The sequence below is a fragment of the Vibrio sp. DW001 genome, from assembly GCF_029016285.1.
GTDB lineage: Bacteria > Pseudomonadota > Gammaproteobacteria > Enterobacterales > Vibrionaceae > Vibrio.
Genome location: NZ_CP091975.1, coordinates 2,321,307 through 2,342,765 on the forward strand (window position 1 = coordinate 2,321,307; position 21,459 = coordinate 2,342,765).

Consider the following 21,459-nt stretch of genomic DNA (forward strand, 5'->3'; position numbering starts at 1 on the left):
TCATCCTTTAAAGTTTCTAATGTCACAATGACGAAAGAAAACATAATTAAAGTTAATACACTCTCTGTCAATTATATATTTTATTATTGCTTAGGTAGCACGACGTCTCCTTATACACGATATAGCCTTTTGTCACTGCCCAGTACTTTATCGAGCACTAGGCGGTGTGCTATTTCTCATCGACTAGCCGTCAAAAATGGTAGGTTGCAGAATGAATCAGGTTAAATTGACTGGATAAAGAAATAAACAGAAACCATTCCACTGCCAATGTTTATATCTCCATTAATTCCCATATCAATGCTCGTATCACGATCCTCTATACCACTTAAAATCGTCGCGTCTACCGAGTCAAACCCTACGCCACCAATAATACGATAGTTCAGTCCATTCAAATCTACATTGAAGTCATCGCCTCGATACCCCGCATCAAATAACAGAGCGATTGTCGATTTTTGGCCTTTATATATTGGTTAGACAATAGACACATTCATTACATTACGTTTAACCAATTTCATTCATCCTTCTCCTTTTTATTTTCGGCATAATATTGTCTCAATATCTTTATTGTGGAAATAACCTGATTAGCCGTCGCTATTAACATCATCAAAGCCAATATAATAAATAACACGACTGATAATAAATTTTCAAAATCTATACAGATGTCGCCATACAGTATTTTATTCAGGTTAATCTCGACAAACGTCTGCATGGTATACCCCTCAGCAATCAAGCACCTTCTAAACTGACGACAACATGGCAAGTCCAGTTGGATACGATGTGACCAGATCAGCTCAGCTCAGCTGTATGGGTAACCCGACAGCTATTCCTTTACCCTTTATTAATAAACCATGAATGCACATAAGGATGGGTTCTCTATGTGTTTCCATAGTTCGTTGAACAGTAACTTAAGCGAAGATAACGAACAGATCGTCCACTTTGGCGAATTCGGACAAATAAATCTAAAGAAATGAATGAATTTGGTATTATTATTAATAAATTAATTGATAAACACCGACTTACTTGAACACGTACAGAATGGTTATTTAGGACTCGTGGCGGTGTAACCCGCGCCATAGAATAGCAGTACAATCTTAATCACTGGGCGGGCAGCCACCGTATAAATACAACAAAGCCCTTATGAAGGGATAAAATATCTCCTCATAGGGCCGGCCACGTTTAGACGTTATTTAAGGTATATCTCGGCATCGACTTCTTACCCTTTACTCATATTAATCGATTACTCTTCACCTTCAGGATAATTCGTCAAAGTGCTTGCAACCAAGTCAGGGTACTCATCCATAAACATGATGAACTCTTCCTCTAAGTCCGTCGTTGCTGGTACTTTTCCAAGTGCTGCCAAAATAAAATGTTCTTGTTGTGGAAGTTTAGAGGGAATACGACCATGGACAAGTAATACCAAATACTTACCCGCATAGCGGATCAAATGTTCAGTGGTCGGTCTGTAATTATCACTCAGTTGTACGTCGAAACCACCGCGAGCTAATACTGCCATCCCTTCCTCGGAAACGATGCCGTCTACATTGATCATCAGTTCATTGAGCCGCGCTATCATTTGTTCGTTAACCAGAATATCGACATGACCGCTTTCAAACCCAAACGTCTGATTTGATTGCTTTTGTGCTTCTGGGCGCAGTTGGCTGGATAGCGGGACGACACCATCGCTGTTCTCACCTAGTTTGAGTCTGTCGGAATTTCTATAGGCATAAAAAAGCTGATGATCGACGAATTCAGGAAATGGCTTTCGATATAATGATTGAATAAAACGGCTATCGGGATTCAAATCACGCCATGCTGGTAGTACTAATTGTCCGTATTTTTCACCGTCAGCGGCGGCTGGATGCCCTCCCATAGGGCTGGCAATAGTAACGAATAGTTCTACTCTGTTTTCCTCATCCATCCCTGAATACTGGTTGATTGCCTCTCTAACAACCAAGCCACCCATGCTATGCGCGACGACAATCAGTGGCATATCTCCTAAAGGTACAACATCGCCAGAAAGGAAAAGGCGATAAAAGAGATGGGAAAGCTGATCCAGATCACCACCGGAAGGGTAGTAGAAAAACCACGGTTTGTAGCGCTCGCGATCGAGGTGGCGAATGATGGGGTCAAATGATCTCGCACTACCACCAATACCGTGTACGAATACTACTGGGATCTTGTGTGCTTCATCTTCTTCCAGTGCATAGAACATTGTAGGGGCATGTTCCAAAAAAGAAGCAGGGTCGTACATGCCTAAAGTCGACATATTGTCATCAAACAAAGGGTCATCTAGGGATCGAATAGAGCCCGAAGGATAGAAAAGAGATTGTTTCGTTTCAATGACGACTGGAACGGCGATTCTCACTGGCCGAATAGACACCCGCTCTGTTGTGAGTTGAATATCGATATGGTTGACGACAAGTGTTGAGTGGCTCATTCTGTCGAGAAGGAGTTTTCTACTTCCTATACTCTCCGCTTGCTCAAAAACATCATCACCATTGATGTCGGCATACACCTCTAGGTCATAACTTCCTTCTGGGAGGTTCAGTCCAAAATGTGTGCCCGCAGAACCTTGAGAGAACATCGTGTCCACGCGCTCATTGGGTTTATACTTGTCGGAATAAGCAGCAATCGCTAAAGGCACATCGTCATATCTACCATGATCATCGATTGTTTTTCCGATAACAAAAAAGGATTCCCGGTCCAACATGTGCTTAAGATTTGATTGACTTGGATCGGCGTTTTGAATCCGCTCATAATTCGCTTGAACTGACGTGTATTTTAGGTAGGAACATGAGGACAACAAAAAAGATATCACCAACAGTCCACAGGCATTGAAAGCAGCTCTGTTCACACTAAAATTTCCCCTACTCAGATAATAAAACTTAACTATTTGTCGCGTTGAAAAGCCAATCCGTAGAAACCGACCCAACTCTATATATTGCGATCAAGTCTACCTTCCAATTCACAAAAGGTGTAGTTATATAGTTATTTTGGCTATTTAGTTAGAGGACATACCGTGACCAATAATATATTGGAAATGACATCAATAATGCAGGATGAGCAAAACGACAGATTTAATAACAGAATTGAACTCACCAAGGGAGCCGTGTGTGATATGACAAATGGTTTGAGGCGTATGAGATATTGAAAAACAGTGACCCCAACACGACAACGTATTCTACAATGAGTGGCAATTACAACAACTCATAAATCGCCTCTGGCTTTAGCGGTTTACTAAATAAATAGCCTTGCGCTAAATCGCAGCCAAGTTTCTTCAGTAAATTTAGCTGTTCAACATACTCTACCCCCTCGGCAACAACGTTGTACTCCAGAGAGTGTGCCATTTCTATCATGGATCCGATCAAAAGTTCAGTTTTGCGGTCTTCATAATCGTCTAAAAAATATTTATCTATTTTTAGGCTGTCAACATTGAGATGTTTCAAGGATGCAAATGATGAATAACCAGTACCAAAGTCATCGATTGCCATTAATACGCCTAATTGCCTCAATTGTTTAAAGACAGATAGATACTTATCTTTTGTCTGAACCACACTCTCTGTTACTTCCAATTCCAAAGAAGAAGGAGGGATATGCGTATCATTTAATACCTTTCGCACCATTGGAACAAATTCAGCATCAAGGAAGTGAGTTGGGGATATGTTTACCGCAACGCGAATATTTGTAAACCCAGCATTTCTCCAATCGGAAACCTGGCTACAAGCCCGATTCAATATGAACTCGGTTAATGGCTTCATCATCCCAATTCGTTCTGCTATTTCGATAAATTCATAAGGCGGTACTTGCCCTAAAGTAGGATGATGCCAACGTGCTAACGCTTCCACACCAATAATGTGGCCTGTTTTAATATCTATTTGAGTCTGGTATTCAACATAAAGCTGATTTTTTTCAATCGCTTCTCTTAGATACTGTTCTATCTTAAATTTATACTCTGCTTTTGTACTAAATGATTTATTGTAAAATGAAAATTGATTTTTCCCGTTCTCTTTTGCTCTGTAGAGAGCCGTATCTGCGGCCTTTAACAACCCTTTTAGGTCTTGGCCATCCTCTGGGAAACATGCAATACCAATACTACAGGTTTGTATTACCTTCCTTCCTGAAAGAAGCGAAGGTTGCGATACGGAGTCAAGGCACTCTTGGGCTATGCTTTCGGTTGTTTTAATGTCGATATAGTCGACCAGGATACAGAATTCATCGCCACCTAAGCGCGAAATAAGATAGATATTTCTATTTAACTGGAGCAGTCGCTCTGCAATTTCTTGAAGGTGAATATCACCGATATCATGACCCAAACTGTCATTGATACCTTTAAAATTGTCTAAATCTATATAATAAAGTGCAAAGTGTTTGTTATTGGTTGCGGATGTCTCAATGAGTTCTTCAAGATAGAGATGTAAGTGAGATCGGCTAGAAAACCCGGTTAGTTCATCGGTATAAGCGAGCTCTCTCATTCGCTTCTGATTTTGATCTCTTTCCATCACGATACTGGTTAACATGGCAGCAGAAGTCAGATCGGCTGATTCTTCTTCATTCGGTAATGCAGGGTGATTGTAGTACATCCCAAACGCACCAAGCACACCATTTGTCGAACTCATGACCGGTTCTGACCAACAACAGCGCATACCATGTGGCAGTGTCACGTCTTTGAGAAATTTCCAATTGGGGTCGGTTACTATGTTCTCGACCAACACACGCTTACCTGTAAACGTCGAGGCACCACAGGATCCAACGTCTACACCAATTTTCAATCCATTGACGGCATCACAGTATGCCTTCGGCATACTAGGCGCCCCACCGTGTAAAAGGGTATTGCCATCTAATTCCAGCATAGAGCAACGCATGCCGGGATGTTTATTTTCATACAACAAAGCAATCTCATCATAGACCCTCGGTGCCGGGACACCTTTCGCTATCATCTCGAGAATTTTGGTATGTTTTATTTTGAAAAAATCAGACTCTTTTTGTTTTGATATATCAGTATGATACCCAATGAGTCGCACTACCTGCGTCCCTGTTGACTCTATGACCTTAAAAGCTGATGAACGAATATAAACAAAATGTCCATTCTTATGCCGCATTCGCATTTCAACTTCAAACTTATCAACCCTTCCAGATAAATAATCCGCAGCTTTCTCTAATACAAATTTCTTTTCATCAGGGTGAACCAAAGATTTCCACGTAGATAAGTTGCCTTCCAGTTCATCTTCTTCATATCCAAGCATGGATTTCCAACGAGGTGAGAAGTAAACCGTATCTGTCTCAATATTCCAATCCCAGACTCCCTCATTTGCTCCACGCATAGCCAAAATAAAACGTTGGTTACTTTTTCCTAATTCATCAGCTAACTGCTCATTGGTGTCCTGAACCGAAATCAGTTCAAGCCGTAACTTATTAACCTGCGCGAGTAAATGCTGATCATTTTCCATAGAGACAACCAAACTATTCATAGAATTTATTAATTATACTAACGATTTCACTTATTGAATATGTTTGGGGTGACAAATTCTGAACAGAAAAGACGTTATTGAGGTGTGTACATAATTCATCTACGGAGATATATCCATGTTAATCAATAATATACTTAGCGTGGTATAAGCAAAAAAACCAGCGGAAATACCCCACTGGTTTTTGTATTAAAACATTAACGTATTTTGAAGAAAGACATATTTATAACGAAAAAACGTCCCAATTAACGAGTTAGATACGCCGTTAAGAAACGCGTGATATCAACCATATCAGCCACCTTTATGTACTCTTCTGTCGTATGCACTTTAGACATACCCGTAGAAAGGTTGACGGTGGTTAAGCCTTTTTCATTGAATATGTTTGCATCAGAACCACCACCGGTAGATTTGGTAAATGAGCGGATATTAATGCTTTCAAATGCTTCTTTAATCCCGGCTACGTGTGGGTTTTCGTCCGCAATCTTATAGGCATTGTAAGCACGAGTTGAGATGATATCGATTTGAGCTTCATGTTTTTCTGCCGCACCCTTAAATGTTGATTCCATGTGCTCAACTTGTTTCGCTAGTTTTACATCATTAAGAGAACGCGCCTCCCCTTCGATATAAAGGTCAGGCATCACTATGTTAGTCGCTTGACCACCACGTACAACACCGATGTTTGCTGTCGTTTCTTCATCAATACGCGCCAGCGCCATATTTGTAATTGCATCAGCTGCAACCGTTAAGGCATTGATACCTTCTTCTGGTGCTAAACCTGCATGTGCAGGACGACCCGTAATCGACACTTTTAGGTTTTGTTGGCCTGGGGCCGAAGTAACGATACTGCCTATTGGGCCACCTGAATCTAATACAATCGCGTGACTTGATTGAATGTAACTCATATCGTAGTTTTTAGACCCGTTTAAGCCACCTTCTTCATACACAGTAAAGGCGAGCTCAATGGATTTGTGTGCTAGGTTATTTTCTTTGATAACACGTACTGCTTCCATCACCGCGGCAATGCCTGACTTATCATCGCCACCAAGAACTGTGTTGCCTTTAGATCGGATAACTCCATCTTCAATAATAGGTTCAATGCCATTACCCGGGATCACGGTGTCCATGTGCGAACTGAATACAATACTGCCCTCTAACTCTCCGTTTAAACGAGCATAAATGTTGAAGCCGTTGGATACGTGCTCTGGAACAGGTAACTTGGTGACAGAGAAACCTAGCCCATCTAACTGTTCTGCCAATGTTTCTGCAATCGCTTTTTCATTTTTTGATTCACTGTCGATTTGAATGATATCTAGAAAGTGATTAACTAAACGATCTTGGTTCACTTGAGTCATGTTTCTTCTTCTATATTGAAAGGAAATATAGGGCTACTCTAACCAAAGCAAGTATGACAAAAGATGCACTGAATCAATAAATTGTTCGACAGCAAACGCCTATTTTTCAGTTCTACCAAGCGACTCGCAAATCAGTATCCCGTCAATTCCATATAACCTTCACCGGAGTGACTACCGTTAAAAAAGACCGGCCCTTCCCAATAAGGAATACTAAGAGGCATCTTAGCATTCATGTTAAGCGCTCTAACGTTCAGATCTATCTGTTGATTTGGAATAATGATATTCCAGGCGACGGGATAGCGCCCTTCTTCGATCTGATGAAACTCTGAAGGTTTCATGGTGATATCAGAAGAGGCGATGTTTTCACCACGACCATCCGTGTACATTCTCCTCGCACTGTAGAAACCCGGTTGATCTCCCTTGCTTGCCCTAAGCTGAAATAGCATCAGTGTTGAACCATCATTCATGCGCAGTGCAAACCAATCCCAGCCTTGCTGCGAGTCCGTCAAAAACTGCGAGCTCCACTCTCTATCAAGCCATCCGGTTCCGGTTACTGGTATTAATTCTCCATCAAGTTCGATCTCACCTTCCACTTCAATAAATGGTTGGCTGTAATAATGTGAAGCCACCTTTCCATCGGCACTTTTTCGGCTAAAACCATTCTCCCCTTGTCGCTGCAACGGTCGATGACTTGTCAATGATAATTGATAATTGAAGCGGTCACTTTCAACCGTTAACCGCGCAGGAAACAGGCCATCCCCTTTCGCCTGCCATTTCCAGTTATCCAATTTAATCGTGAGAGGGTTTGCGGTTACCGCTGCAAATTTGGGGTGCGCCCGCGACCATTTTTCATTGGCCAAGTGCACCTCTTCTGTGGTCACGGCTGTATGCGCCAGAAAAAGCTGATTGGTTGCCCACCCTTCGGTTTGTTTTAGCTCCCCAATATCGGCTGACATCGCCATCCGGAACTGAGTCCACTGTATCCCTATACGTTTTCCTGTTTCCGTTTTCAGATTTGCAGTTAGATACCACCATTCCTGACGGAACGAGGGATGAGAAAGATGATCTGAAGGGAACACTATTTGGGTCTCAGGACGCACTTCGGAATAGCTGTCGGTGGTATTACCAAGTATATTGCCCATCGATTTCTCTGCCTCAGAATCAGAGCAACCGGTCAATATCAAGGCCAAAACCGAGGCCAATGAGGCAAACGAGATAGAAGAAAATAAAGCGTTTGGACGCATCATATCACCTCACTCTGAAGGCTAGAGATAAGTGGCCGTTTTGTTTGCAGGTAAATCGGCAAGGCGACTGCCAGTAAACTGGCGATCAGAGCAATAGCCACCACTTTAAAGTAGGCCTGCCAATCCCACAGCATAGCGATACTCCAGCCAAAAGCTTGCAGAGTGACTTTGTTTATCAGCAGATACCCCAGCATCGCCCCAGTAAGCAAGGCAACCAGACACGTCAGTAAAACAATACTCAGCATCTGGCTGATCACCATAAAGGTCAAGCGTCGCTGACTGATCCCCAAACTGTATAAGCGTGCGATTGGTGCGACTCTGGCCTGAGTGAGCATGAAACAAGCGCTAAACAAACCGACGGACGCGACTAGCAAAGTCAGACTATTTAACACCCTTGTAATGGAGAACGTCTTATTGAATATCGAAATCGCCCGTTGTTTGATCTGTTGTTGGTCATACATCAGCGCATCTGAAATACCAAGATGTCGCTTCAGCCGTTGTCGAAGTGTATCCGGCTCCCCATCGAAACCAACCCCTATCCCAGCAGGTACGGTTGAAAAACCAAGCTGATTCCAAAGCGTCTGTGGTATTAGTACCTCACCGTAGGGGTTTCCGTAATCGTAGAATATTCCGCCGATGGTAAATAATCGTTCTGGAATTGCATCTAATTCGATGCGGTCCCCCAACGACAGCTTCAGTCTAATCGCCATTGGTTCGCTGATAATGACCGTCTTTCCATTAGCAAATTGTGCCCATACGTCGTTTGCTGACCCTTTAAAAATGGCCGTCTTTTTCATGGTTTCCGGATCCTTGCTTCCCAATATAATGGGTAGACCACCGTACTGACTCTTTTGGTAATACTGTTTATACACCGCACGAACGTCAGGTTGTTTATGCAGGAACTGTTCTACCTCACTTATCCGAGATTCAGCAGGGCGCACATAAAGGTCAGCATGTAACCGAACATTCAACCAGTTCGTCAGCGTCGATTCAAAACTGCCCACCAGTGTATTCATGGCGATGTTTGCAGTAAGGGCCAGAAGCATTGCCATCATGGCCAATGATAGAGGTGAAATCAGCTCTTTCGTTTCTGCAACTTGGTATCCTATTAGCCCCTTTCGAGTAAACTTGCCAATAAGATTCACCAGTACCGACAATGACAAAGGCAGAGAAAGCGGGATCGCGATAATAACCAGACCAAGAAGCGCCATGGTCTGTTGATAATCATCACTGAAAGGCATCAAAACAGTGGAAATCGCAGCCAAAATGATCGCAACGGTGAACTGGATTCGGTGTATTCGGTTAGCATTTGTCTGTTGACTGTATTGCCCTACACTTCTTGCCAACGGTTGGCGTAGAAGCTGAGAGAAGAGTGAGCTGCAGGCAAGGATTGTAGATACCATCGTAAGCAACATCGCCTGCCACAACCAATTCCAGCTCCAAACGCCCGGTAATACCCTTGCGTTGTACAATTGCTCAAGCGTCACCGAAACCATAGGGTGAAGCCAGTGACTAAGCTGAAGCCCCAAGGTGAAGCCAATGACAGAGCCGATTAAGATCAAACCAAATAGCTCTAAAAAAAGTGCCAAAAGTAACGGCACCTTAGGCATGCCGATTTGTTGTAATTGAATAAAGAGTCGCTGTCTTTTTAACAGGCTGTAACGTACACCATTATAGGCAATAAACAGACCCACGATAAACGCGAGCATACTCATTGCGGTTAGGTTGAGGTGAAAACTCTCTGTAAGCGCCGTAAGATTTTCACCTTTATCGCTCTGACTTAGCACCGCTCTGTCACCCACCAGTTGAATCAACGGCTCATGATCTTGCTCATCGTAGTCAAAAAGTGCGATATAGCTCAGTTTATCCGGGCTAGTGAGTAACCGTTGAGCCAGAGAGATATCCATCAAAATACGGTTACCCAAGCTAAAGCTATCATTCAAGCTTACTACCTTGAGCTTTTGTCCTGCCAGCGTGATCTCTGAGCCCTCGGCTAACGTTTCTGCCTGCGCTCGACTCATTAACACAATCGGTTTGCCCGCCAACATGTCGGTGACGGGAAGACGATCATCAAACAGCGAAAGGCGACTATTGTTGTCAGCGTCGCTGTTGTCTTTTTTCAGTGCGGTTAAAGCCGCAACCAGATCACTGCCTTGAACCTGCCAACGGTTCCCGAAGCCATCGAGCAATGTTCCCTCTATGACTGCTAAGCTCTGGCTAAATCCAGCATTTCTGAGATCAAAATAGATGGCATCATCAAGCAACGATTGTCCTATGTTGGGTGTAATAAACCAACTGGCTTGCTGACTTAGTTGCTCGGACACGGCGCTGTAACTGCGCTTGGCGTTTTCATTGATCGCCCTGACCCCTGTAAGCAGGGTAACCGCAAGAACAATACCTATGACAATTGCGCCCGCCTGAAGCGGTGATTTTTGGTAGTGTGCAAAGAAGATCTGCAAACAAAGCTTGGTCTTTGTAAACAGGGCACTCTTAGGCATTGTTTTTTTAAAGAATGAATGACCACCAGAATGACTACTCATGGATATTACCCTGCTCCAGATGCCAGTGACGGTTCATGAAACCCGCGCACGTCTGGCTATGAGTCACCAATAATATGCTCGTGTTGTTTTCTGCCGCTAATTCACACAAAAGCTCCATCACCTCTACGCTAGCCGTTTGATCCAAATTGCCGGTTGGTTCATCTGCAAGCAACAACTCGGGTTTATGTGCGAGTGCTCTGGCGATCGCGACACGCTGCTGTTGGCCCCCCGACAGATTCTCAACATGACGACCCAGTAAGGCTTTTAGACCCAATCGGTTAGTCAGATGATCACACCAGTCATTCCATTCAAGGTTATTGAGTTGCAGAGGAAACGCGATGTTATCGGCGACGTTCAAAGGCGTAAGAAGATTTAACTGTTGAAATACAACACCCAAGTTCTGATGGCGAAACTGACTCCAGCGTTTATCTAGCCAATGTTGAGTATTGTTTCCTAGAAGTGCCAGTTGCCCGGAACTGGGTGGCTCGAATCCGGCTATAACGTTGAGCAAGGTACTTTTCCCACTCCCACTGGCACCAGTAAGTGCAACGGTATCGCCACGAAAGAGGGTTAGCCCAAGTTTATCTAAAACTCTATGGCGTTGGTCGCCGTCAATAAACTCTTTAGTTATCTCATCTAACTGAACTATCTGCTCTTTTTTCATAGGATTCCATACCTCAAGCCAATAGGACTAGCATAACCTATTATTCTTATAGCAAGAACGAGAAAAGCGTGGCATCGAATAATTTATGAGTTTAGGTTCTTAAACTCGTCATATGATTGGTGTAATCAAGCTCATTAATTTCAGGCTTATACCTAACTCAATAACTACGTATCAACATAGGTGTCATTTCGTAGACCGATCAAGAAGGCCATTGCTTATCACTTGTATGCTTAGCAATGGTTTTTACTGAAAACTGGGTACTTAACGCCTCAATAAAGTGCCGGTATAAATGCCCACAATGATAGAAAGCACCGCCACGGCGCCTGCTGGTGACAGGGCTGGTAGCGCGACTAGTAATTGAGTGTCATTCCCACCGTTGGCTAAAACCGCACCAAACCCCATCAAACTGCCAGCACCAAAATGTTCTAGGTAGCGCTTAAGTGTTCCAGGTTCAAATTTAAATGATCTCGTGAGCAGCGCCGCCGTTAGCATCCCCAAAATCAAAGAGGTAATCAGCATAAAACGTTCACTGCTTGGCCATGTGTTTTCAGTGCCATTCCAGACAGAAAGACCGATATCTTTCAGCAAGCCACTTGGGGTCCAACGAGGCTCAAACAAAAAAAGGCACCCCGCCATTAAACCGATACCCAACATAGACAACCACAATTTTCTACTACCTGTGTTCAATCTTAAAATAATGAATGCAAGCAGTATTGAACCCCCAATTAATACACCATAATGAACCTTCATTGGTGTCTCGTAACTACTGGGTTTAACATCAATCATTAATTTCACAAAGACTATCCATGCCACCAACCAACCGAGAACCGTTGCCAACATCACTAACTGCCCACGGGCCAGACGGCTAATTGTGGACACACCACAACCGAGATTCAACGCCGCCCCTAAGCCAAACAAAAAGCCGCCTACGACAAAATGCCACGTGGGAAGGTAAGTCATTAAATGGCTTGGCTGAACAACAAAGTAGGTAAGACCAATAGAAAGCCATGACAACGTTCCGCTGAACACAATAGCCAACAATAGCGTGGGTTTTCCATCACGTGCTTCTTGGACGCCTCTAACCATACAAAGCCCGGTGGTCTGTGCGAGATACCCCAATAAACCAATCAAAATCAGAGAAAAATACAGCACGTAACCCCCTAGATAAGTTAAGATCTATGCACGGCATTAAAGATAAACACACCCGTTTTATCCTGAGGTGATGTCTTACTTTCTTTCGGTTCTATGTGCTTATTCACATTCATGCTTTCAAGGATTATAGACTGGTACAAACAAAACCAGCCACCCTCAATCGAAAATTCAAAAATGAATTGGGGATAAGCCCGACAGTATGGTTGAACAATGCTCGAGTAAAATACGCGCAACGTCTATTGGAAACCACAACATTAAGCTTCGAGCAAATTGCCGTAAGATCTGGGTTGGGCTCTACTACCAACTTTCGTCAACGATTCCGTCATCGTGTTGGTACTAGCCCAAGAGAATATAAAAAAACGTTTTGTCACTCCCCAAAGATATCAATATATGGTAATTAAACTCGTTTACTTAAAAATACAGAACTTATCTATAAATAAAGCGCTTTGATATTACCTTTAGCATATATAAACTATGTGATACATCAATAACATGAATGAAATCGTTTTCTTTACGTTCAACAGATAGTTAGAATCTAGTCTCATCAATGCACATTCAACACACTAGAAATTATCACCTTTACGTGTCAGATGAATACAGACACCCAATAACCAGAGATAGACAACGGCATATTATTAGCAATGAGTAACGTAACTGTATGAACAAAATGACACGCCTAAAGAATATCTGGACGATATTCTTTATCATTTTCATCACATCATTCGTGATGTTTTCTGGCGTGACCTATTATAATTGGACTTCCAGTAAGCAGGTTGTGTTAAACAAACAGCGAACACATGTTGAACTTTTTGGTAATTCAGTTAAGGCATTTTTCGAGTCACAAGAATCATTGCTCGATATTCTCGGTGTTCATCTTATCACTCAACATCAATTACCAATGCGCCCCATTCACGACTCTGTTCTTGATAACACAATGAAATCATATCCCGCCTTTTTGGGTTTAGGTTTAGCCGCCTACGACGGACGGCCTTTGGTGACAAGCTCTAACTTTGACTTGAGTAAGGTGCCAAACCTGATGCAACTCGAGCAAACTAGAGATTCATTTATCGACGCCAGAGAAAGCCGTAAGATCAATACTGGGCCGACTTATACGATAAAAGCACTGGGAAGCCACACGTTTGCCATGCCTATCCGCAAGGCCATTTTCTTACCGCGTGAAGCATCACCCGCTATCGCGGTTATGACGGCTGGCATCAAATTAGACAACACCCCTATCTTTGGTGGTCATACCGATTTAAAACCTTATCATCAGGTGGAAATCGTACGACGTGATAAGTATCTTCAATTTAGCACGGACAGTGAGCACGTGGATTATACAATACCTGTCACTGACCGGTATTATTCTTCTCTAAAGCAACATACCGACAATGAACAATATTTCAGTATTTTTGATTATGACCTTCTTGAATCTGGGAAAACGTTTCAAGTGGTCGCCCATTATGACCCATACCTTGAATTCTGGTTTGTTTCCAAAATGGACAAGCAATATATCGTCAGTATTTTTACTAACCGATTTCTCGCCAGTCTCGCGATATTTTCCCTCTACAACATCGTATTATTTTTGCTCATTCGTTCAATCTCCAGATCAGAAAAACAGAATAAAAGAGAATTGCTTCAACAAGCGCATCATGACGCTTTAACCGGCTTGCCAAACCGTATTTTATTGTTCAATAGACTTCGCCAAACGATTGCGACCTGCAACCGCAGCAATCACAATCATGCCTTACTGTTTTTAGACATTGATGATTTTAAAACAATAAATGACACCCATGGACATGAATATGGCGACAGACTTCTCAAGGAAGCGGCATCCCGTATCCGTCAATGCCTGCGTGTCGACGATACTCTGGCACGTTTTGGTGGGGATGAATTTGTGATTTTATTGCCTCAATTAGATGCATCTACTATCGCTGCCAAAGCGCAAGCTGAACATATAGTGAACGACCTACTCGAAACGCTTGCTCGTTCCTACTCACTTCAACAACACCAATACAGCAGCAGTGTAAGTATCGGCATCGTGTTGTTTAATGATGATTCGCACTCGGAGTCAGAGTTAATAAAACAAGCGGATATAGCCATGTACCAAGCGAAGCACTCAGGTAAAAATACGGCCTGTTTTTTTGACCCAGAGATGCAAAAAGAAGTCGCGGCTCAGTTTAATCTTGAAAATGATTTACGCATTGCAATGACTGAGCAACAGTTTGAACTTTTCTATCAACCTCAGGTTAATCAGACGAATCAAACCATAGGCGCAGAAGCGCTTATTCGCTGGATGCACCCCGAAAAAGGCGTCGTAGGACCCAACCAATTTATCCCCCTTGCAGAGAAGACTGGATTGATCATTCCAATTGGGGAGTGGGTATTAAAAACCGCTTGTGAGCAGTTGAATTATTGGCAACAACGCAAAGAAACACAGCATCTCACGCTCTCGGTCAACGTCAGTTATAAACAATTTCGTCAATCTGACTTTGTCGCAATGGTCCGCAATTTATTGAGCGAGCATAATATAATAAATGGAAAGCTGAGGTTAGAGTTAACTGAAAGTATGCTCGTCGATGACATGAAACGGACGATTTCCCATATGAACGAGCTTAGAGAGCTTGGTGTTGACTTCTCTCTCGATGATTTCGGTACAGGATACTCTTCTCTTAAATACCTCAAAAAGCTTCCTCTGAGTCAATTAAAAATAGACCAGTCTTTTGTTAAAGACGTCGAGTCTGACGCAAGCGACCAATCCATAGTGAAAACCATTATTTCTATGTCTGAAGCTTTGGGGCTTAACGCCATCGCCGAGGGCGTGGAAACACTCGAGCAAAGAGCCACTCTAGAAAGGGAAGGCTGCCTGGTTTATCAGGGGTATTTATATAGCAAACCCATACCTATAGATGAGTTTGAAAGGTACCTCAGGGACAGGCACCTTATGAAATAAATCTACAGCTTGCACTAGAACTATTAATCCCTCGAAAAACCATGCATTACACAAGTGTTACAACGATTATCTCGCTATAGTAGGCTTTAAACCGTAATGGAGGCCGCTATGACCACTGCCAGAAGCCAGCAAGTCTGTATAGAAGCTACACCTTATTATCACTGCGTATCTCGATGTGTTCGTCGCTCCTTTTTGTGTGGCTATGATGAACACTCAAAAATAAGCTATGAACACAGAAGAGAGTGGATAGAAGCTCGTATCAAAACACTTAGTACTATCTATTGTATTGATATTTGCGCCTATGCGGTAATGAGCAACCATTATCATTTGGTTGTCCATATTAACAAAGGCAAGCTCGACTCGCTGACCGATTTGGAAGTCATTCAACGTTGGTCCCTATTGCACGCAAAACCTGTCATCATCCAGCGATTTCTAGCCAATCAGTTAAGAAGTAAGGCTGAGATTAGGGTTGCGCTCAATATTATCGAGCAGTGGCGTGAGCGCTTGTATAGCCTGAGTTGGTTTATGCGTGAACTCAATTTTGAGATAGCGATGAAGGCCAATAAAGAGGATAAGTGTAAAGGGCATTTTTGGGAGAGTAGATACAAAAGTCAGGCTTTACTGGACGAAAATGCATTACTTGCAGCGATGGCGTATACCGACCTTAATCCCGTTCGTGCGGGTATCGCTAAAACGCCAGAATCCTCGGAGCACACTTCCATCAAAGACCGTATAAATGCACTCGATAACCAACAAACAACCGCACCTAGTTTGTTCCCTTTTATTGGAAACCCAACCAATGAAATACGCGATGGCATACCGTTTAGATTGATGGACTACATAGAATTGGTGGACTGGTCAGGAAAAGCCCTGAGGGACGGTAAGGCAAACATAAATAGCCAATCACCACCTATCCTAGAAAGGCTTAATCTGACCCAAAAAGAATGGCTGACAGTCTGTACTCAGTTGGAAAGAAAGCGCGCTCTGTTAGTTGGCTGTAAAAAGAGTATTCACTCGGCTTTGCCTCAATTGCAACGAAGTCGGCTAAGAGGGTATCAACTAGACTAACCCAAACTCCCAAATTTTCATTTCTATTAAAACAAACAAGATGACTTGTCGCATTTCAGACCCTGTCATATTCAATTAATCGCTAAAACTAGATTAATACCGTAAATGGGCAGACTCGCTTCTAAGATCTCACATTAAAACTAACCTGCTTCGCAATAATTTTAGGGCTAAGACATCTGTTTGTTTTGCTTTTCTTAAGGTGTATGTCCCCTTATTTTATTCATCAAAACGCCGAAAACGATGCTCTTTTTCACCAAACCTAACTAAACATAATAATAACTCCGCTAGGTGGCCTAATTTAATAATGATTTTAATATCATAAATTACAGTCGGTTAAATTACTGGGTGTATGAGTTGCATGAGAAACCTGATTCCGTAATGGGATCAGGTTTTTACTTTTAAGCTTTGGATTTAGAACTGCGGAATCTCTTACCGAACAATCACCATAGAACTCCAACCCACGCCATTATGTGCAGGTTCTTCCTTGGTACTAAAAACGGGCAGGATTCAACTGGGTTTAACTTTATATTCCCATCGTGGATAACGTCGGTGTGAGCTATTTCAGCGTGCGAGAGAGGTATCTGTGGGAGGAATTGGTGGGTGGTTCTAGGATTGGGAAGCCACTCGGGTGAGTGGCGCTACAGATGTACTATTAACTTAACGGTTTATCTGGAATACTCACCGAAATAATACTAATTCTTCCAGTATTTTTGTCATAAGTAACATGCAATCGATATGGTACATCAGGCAGCTCATCCCAACGGTCAGATATCACCCTCAGCTTATCTCTAGCTAACCTTTCCCATGATTGCTGTCCGAGTTTATTAATGACATCCTGACGAGTATCGGTGAACAATAATCCGAAAGGCAATTTGTCTTTGTATTCTGTGTACCCATCCTTTCCTTCTGAATAGAAAAAGATATTAGAAAAAAACAGATTCCCTATCCCAATAGGTTCATTACGAAGCCCCAGAAACTTAGCTTCATCAGTGAACAATAACGCAAGCCCTTTATCTTGTACTTCTAAATAAGCATCATAATCATCTTCTTCTAAAGTTAATGTGGAATCCAACTGGATACCATTTAGCTTTAAGAAATTAATTAGTTTAATATCTAAAGATGTCTTTCCTAGAAAGCTTAGTAAGTCCATAGTATTAATCACTTTATTCATCCAATTGGTCTCTTAAAAAATCGTCATATTGTTCATTTGTCTTGCACTTAATTTCATCACATGCACTTTGAAGAACGGACACATTCTCAGGTGAAAGCTCTCCCGCGTTTTTAACCATTGTTTCTGCATCACGAGTAGCTGCACCTTGGAGGTTACTTGCATCTGATTTTTGTAACTCACTTGTATTCTTGCCGCCGTAGGTAGGACCAGCTTTATGTACTTCATTTGGCACTGTTACTGTATAGGCGTTTTCACTTATACGACGTTTTTCAGCTGCCGTTAACCGAGTTCCTTTAATCTCATCAGCTCGTGTAAATAATGCTTGCACAGCTGGCTGGTGATCTCTATGTACACTACCATCTCCTGTAACTTTTTTAGATTCCTTGTATGTTTCTAACTTTCCAACTTCTAGCTTGTCCGTTTTTCTAGCATCAACAACCAACAACGGATCGACACCAGTATCAGCAGGTGATTCCGTCTTACCTATTCCTTGTTCATCGGTAACAGTCGTGGTTGTTGTTGAATCGATTCTATCAGCTTCAGGAGTGGTTATAATAACAACTTTTGACTCTTCAATCTCACTGCCACCCGGCATAGGAAGTGGATCTGGTATCTCACTTCCTCCGGGCATACTTACAGTATCTTTGCCTGCACTCATTGCATTAGCTCTGGCAATAACATCAGGGCTAATATTCTTCATCTGATTGTCCATTGCTAAGAAATCATCTGAATTGGTGCTAGTGTCTCGATACTCCTTCATTTGATTATACGCTTTCGCAGCTATATCCAACGTTCTACAAGGACAGCCACCTTATGTTTCTCCTAAGATCTCACATTAAAACTAACCTGCTTCGCAATAATTTGAGGGCTAAGAAATCTGTTAGTTTTACTTTTCTTGAAGTGCCTGTCCCCGTATTTTCGTTTCTATTTAACAAGCTACACCCCTATTTTTACCGGGCTTGACTATCAATAAGTGATCGAATTGCCTCCTTCTGCATTTCTCTGCAAATTCATTTGCCAAACTAGATTCTAATTGATATTCCTCATATTTATCGCTATTTATTTCATAATATTCTTCATAGTCAACTATCCCATTGCTTACAGGGATTGATAGGTAATACTTACCCGACTCTTTTTCAATACCAATTGAAAAATAATGTTCTTTGCTAAAAAATGTATCTTCAAATTTCATATTTTTATTTCTCAAATTTTAATTCTTCAACCAAAATATTCTCAGGCTTAATATTACTCGCATCAATAACTGCTTCTTTATTACCATTCGGCATCACAAGGACAGCCACCTTATGTTTCTCCTAAGATTTCACATTAAAACTAACCTGCCTCGCAATAATTTGAGGGCTAAGAAATCTGTTTGTTTTGCTTTTCTTGAAGTGCCTGTCCCCGTATTTTGTATTTTAACTGCTGATACCGTTGGAATTTGCTGTTTCTGGTGGCGAGAGAGGGCTCTGTGGGTGGATGAGCTGGTTCAGGGAAGAGGGACGCCACTCGGATGAGTGGCGCCTAATATCCTACGCATTAAGTTCTGATATTTCTAATAAACACCTCTTAATCTGCATCGTAGTCTAAAAAATAATCGAATTTAACAAAGTCAAAGTTTACGTCTACATATCTCTTTAGAAAAATAGAGTTTTGTTCACCTATTGGAAAAACCTCATACATTGGATCATCTGATGAAGTCCCAAAAGATTCTTGCAACTCTTTTAATGCTATATCTGGTAACGTTATCTCATCAACAAAATCTTCTGTCACTTTATCGAAATATCTTATTACTCTGGACATATTTTTTAAGGCTCCACTTTTCTAGTTTTATCAGCTGGTTTGGTTTGCTCTCCCGTTTCCGGATTGAACTGCCCCAAGTGCTTACCGCGTTTATTGTATTTCTCTACCTCTCCATGCTGGTAATCCCACTCATAGATATTTCCTTTGCTATCTTTCCATCGTCTTCTTAGCTTACCTCCTCCTTGAACGGAAGTTTTAGATTTTGCGATAGTTAAACCTGACATGCCGTTTATATTTTTTGGTGCGGGGATATAACTTTCAGAAGTCACAACCAACAAGGGATCCACACCCGAATCAGCAGGAGTTTCTAAGATAGTAGATCCCTGCTCCTCAGGTATAGGTGTCGTGCTAGTCGGGTCTATCTTATCAGCTTCTGGAGTAACGAGAACAACAGCTTCTGGGTCTTTAATATCACTACCACTAGGCATCGGAAGTGGATCTGGTATCGGTTGACCGCCAGTATTCGGTGAAATAGCCTCCGAACGTTCTTTAGCTAGTTTAACGGCTTTAGGGTCATAGTTGTCGAGTAATTGCAGTGTTTGTATTTTAAATTCAGCACTGCGACTATCGTCTTCAAGATCCTTTAAAAGACCAGTTATAACTTTTATCTGAGGTTCTAGCTCTTTATCATCGAACTTAGGCTTAAAACTCAATCCCACCAATTACTGTATCTGTTACGGTATCAACTGTTGCTTTCACACCGTTGGCAGCATCATTAAGCTGATTTTCAGTAACAGTTGTAGTGCCACCTGAAGCACCAGCTACCCCCGATAGTGCTGGACTAGGCAAAGGTATAGCCATATGGTCCACTTTCTGATCGCCAACCTTGTCCGCTACCTTCGTACCCGCAGCAACTTCGCTACTATTACTAAACATGGTCGAGAAATTAGTGCCACTAGTTGATAGCTCCCCATCTAAAGCTTGATCCAGACGTTTAGTGAAGTGACGACCCTGTCATATTCAATTAATCGCTAAAACTAGATTAATACCGTAAATGGGCAGACTCGCTTCTAAGATCTCACATTAAAACTAACCTGCTTCGCAATAATTTTAGGGCTAAGAAATCTGTTTGTTTTGCTTTTCTTAAGGTGTATGTCCTCGTATTCTTCTCTATCACACCAAACTTAGTCCTACACATCATATTCCAAATTCATGTCAAATGTCCCTGCTTCAATATCAACAGTAAAAGTACATGTCGTCCAAGTAGCCTCTCCTCTTTCTACGTAAGATTTCCTCAGACTTACCAGTATTTGCAATAACTTGGTATTTACCTCTCCACCACCAGTAATCCAGTGAGTTTCACCTTGCGCATTTTCATAATCATATTCAAACGTCCCTACATCACTATCCTTCGATAATTTTGCCCTCATAATTATTTTCTTTGAACTATCTGGAGATATGTTAAAAAGAATTTGTCCAATTTGTTGATAGTAATCTTTGTTAATCACTTTACTTACCTCCTTGAGTATTTAGAAAGACCTGTTCTATCGGGCGTCCACCATCAACGGTGTACGTAATGTTGAAGCTATCCGGTCGAACTGATGATGAAGAATAAACAGGTTCAACAGTCACATCAACAGATTTACCCTCTCGTAGTTTCTCTGCCCATGAGTTTTCTAGCTTTTTCCATTCCCCTTTATTTAGGTTACCGTTCATCGGCACCAAGTTTATCTTTTCTCCCGGACCATTAAAAATACTCGCTATCAGATGGCCGCCTTCATCAGCACTTTCTCCTGACTTTCCAGCTTTACCTTGTTGATACTTATTTCTATCTTTAGTTGTTAAATCCAGTTTTCCACTTACTGATTTAGTCCTCCCTAACTCATCCGTCGAAAAACTGTAATTGTCATCCACCTTAAATGTCTTGTTTGGTTCTGGTTTATTCAACGTTCTACAAGGACAACCACCTTATGTTTCTCCTAAGATCTCACATTAAAACTAACCTGCTTCGCAATAATTTGAGGGCTAAGAAATCTGTTAGTTTTACTTTTCTTGAAGTGCCTGTCCCCGTATTTTCGAAACAGACGCCGGATATATGTCGCAAGACCGTGAA

The 21,459-nt window shown here is 42.0% G+C and carries 19 protein-coding genes; 2 read left to right on the top strand and 17 right to left on the bottom strand.

Annotation, left to right across the window (positions count from 1 at the left end):
• Positions 1-221 precede the first annotated feature (221 nt).
• The 9 genes from L3V77_RS10495 to L3V77_RS10535 form a co-directional block, all read right to left on the bottom strand.
• Positions 222-392: a hypothetical protein gene (locus L3V77_RS10495; RefSeq protein ID WP_275134108.1), complete on the bottom strand. Its 171-nt coding sequence runs from the start codon at positions 390-392 to the stop codon at positions 222-224.
• Between the two features lie 119 nt (positions 393-511).
• On the bottom strand, positions 512-709 hold the full coding sequence (locus L3V77_RS10500) for a hypothetical protein (protein WP_275134109.1): 198 nt from the start codon (positions 707-709) through the stop codon (positions 512-514).
• A 528-nt stretch (positions 710-1,237) separates the two neighbouring features.
• On the bottom strand, positions 1,238-2,854 hold the full coding sequence (locus tag L3V77_RS10505) for an alpha/beta hydrolase (protein ID WP_275134110.1): 1,617 nt from the start codon (positions 2,852-2,854) through the stop codon (positions 1,238-1,240).
• A 343-nt stretch (positions 2,855-3,197) separates the two neighbouring features.
• Positions 3,198-5,447 carry an EAL domain-containing protein gene (locus L3V77_RS10510; RefSeq protein WP_275134111.1) on the bottom strand — a complete coding sequence of 750 codons (2,250 nt, stop codon included), beginning with the start codon at positions 5,445-5,447 and terminating at the stop codon, positions 3,198-3,200.
• Positions 5,448-5,710: 263 nt separating this feature from the next.
• On the bottom strand, positions 5,711-6,817 hold the full coding sequence (locus tag L3V77_RS10515; RefSeq protein ID WP_275134112.1) for a M20/M25/M40 family metallo-hydrolase: 1,107 nt from the start codon (positions 6,815-6,817) through the stop codon (positions 5,711-5,713).
• Positions 6,818-6,948: 131 nt separating this feature from the next.
• Positions 6,949-8,064, bottom strand: a complete 1,116-nt coding sequence (locus tag L3V77_RS10520) for a lipocalin-like domain-containing protein (protein WP_275134113.1) — start codon at positions 8,062-8,064, stop codon at positions 6,949-6,951.
• A complete protein-coding gene (locus tag L3V77_RS10525; protein ID WP_275134114.1) occupies positions 8,061-10,601 on the bottom strand; it encodes an ABC transporter permease in 2,541 nt (846 codons plus the stop codon). The genes L3V77_RS10520 and L3V77_RS10525 overlap by 4 nt, the downstream gene beginning before the upstream one ends.
• On the bottom strand, positions 10,594-11,265 hold the full coding sequence (locus tag L3V77_RS10530; RefSeq protein WP_275134115.1) for an ABC transporter ATP-binding protein: 672 nt from the start codon (positions 11,263-11,265) through the stop codon (positions 10,594-10,596). Before L3V77_RS10530 ends, L3V77_RS10525 begins: the two co-directional genes overlap by 8 nt.
• 261 nt (positions 11,266-11,526) lie before the next feature.
• Entirely contained in the window at positions 11,527-12,351 is an 825-nt protein-coding gene (locus L3V77_RS10535) for a YeeE/YedE thiosulfate transporter family protein (protein ID WP_275136748.1), read from the bottom strand.
• A gap of 724 nt (positions 12,352-13,075) precedes the next feature.
• Between L3V77_RS10535 and L3V77_RS10540 the strand changes: the two genes are divergently transcribed.
• Together L3V77_RS10540 and L3V77_RS10545 are read left to right on the top strand one after the other, a co-directional pair.
• Positions 13,076-15,367: an EAL domain-containing protein gene (locus tag L3V77_RS10540; RefSeq protein WP_275134116.1), complete on the top strand. Its 2,292-nt coding sequence runs from the start codon at positions 13,076-13,078 to the stop codon at positions 15,365-15,367.
• 108 nt (positions 15,368-15,475) lie between these two features.
• Positions 15,476-16,435 (top strand): transposase, encoded by a 960-nt coding sequence (locus tag L3V77_RS10545; protein ID WP_275134117.1) that lies wholly within the window; start codon positions 15,476-15,478, stop codon positions 16,433-16,435.
• A 652-nt stretch (positions 16,436-17,087) separates the two neighbouring features.
• On the opposite strand, the gene L3V77_RS10550 is transcribed toward L3V77_RS10545, so the two are convergent.
• From L3V77_RS10550 to L3V77_RS10585, 8 genes are all read right to left on the bottom strand, one after another.
• The gene (locus tag L3V77_RS10550; protein ID WP_275134118.1) at positions 17,088-17,585 is read right to left on the bottom strand and encodes a hypothetical protein; all 498 of its coding nucleotides are present in this window, start codon (positions 17,583-17,585) and stop codon (positions 17,088-17,090) included.
• Between the two features lie 13 nt (positions 17,586-17,598).
• Complete coding sequence (locus L3V77_RS10555) at positions 17,599-18,306, bottom strand: hypothetical protein (protein WP_275134119.1); 708 nt, start codon at positions 18,304-18,306, stop codon at positions 17,599-17,601.
• A 228-nt stretch (positions 18,307-18,534) separates the two neighbouring features.
• The gene (locus L3V77_RS10560; protein ID WP_275134120.1) at positions 18,535-18,798 is read right to left on the bottom strand and encodes a hypothetical protein; all 264 of its coding nucleotides are present in this window, start codon (positions 18,796-18,798) and stop codon (positions 18,535-18,537) included.
• A gap of 374 nt (positions 18,799-19,172) precedes the next feature.
• The gene (locus L3V77_RS10565) at positions 19,173-19,406 is read right to left on the bottom strand and encodes a hypothetical protein (protein ID WP_275134121.1); all 234 of its coding nucleotides are present in this window, start codon (positions 19,404-19,406) and stop codon (positions 19,173-19,175) included.
• A 5-nt stretch (positions 19,407-19,411) separates the two neighbouring features.
• Complete coding sequence (locus tag L3V77_RS10570) at positions 19,412-20,059, bottom strand: colicin E3/pyocin S6 family cytotoxin (RefSeq protein ID WP_275134122.1); 648 nt, start codon at positions 20,057-20,059, stop codon at positions 19,412-19,414.
• A complete protein-coding gene (locus tag L3V77_RS10575; RefSeq protein ID WP_275134123.1) occupies positions 20,049-20,282 on the bottom strand; it encodes a hypothetical protein in 234 nt (77 codons plus the stop codon). The genes L3V77_RS10570 and L3V77_RS10575 overlap by 11 nt, the downstream gene beginning before the upstream one ends.
• 254 nt (positions 20,283-20,536) lie before the next feature.
• Positions 20,537-20,854 (bottom strand): hypothetical protein, encoded by a 318-nt coding sequence (locus tag L3V77_RS10580; protein ID WP_275134124.1) that lies wholly within the window; start codon positions 20,852-20,854, stop codon positions 20,537-20,539.
• Position 20,855: 1 nt separating this feature from the next.
• Entirely contained in the window at positions 20,856-21,293 is a 438-nt protein-coding gene (locus L3V77_RS10585) for a DNA/RNA non-specific endonuclease (protein ID WP_275134125.1), read from the bottom strand.
• Between the last annotated feature and the right edge of the window lie 166 nt (positions 21,294-21,459).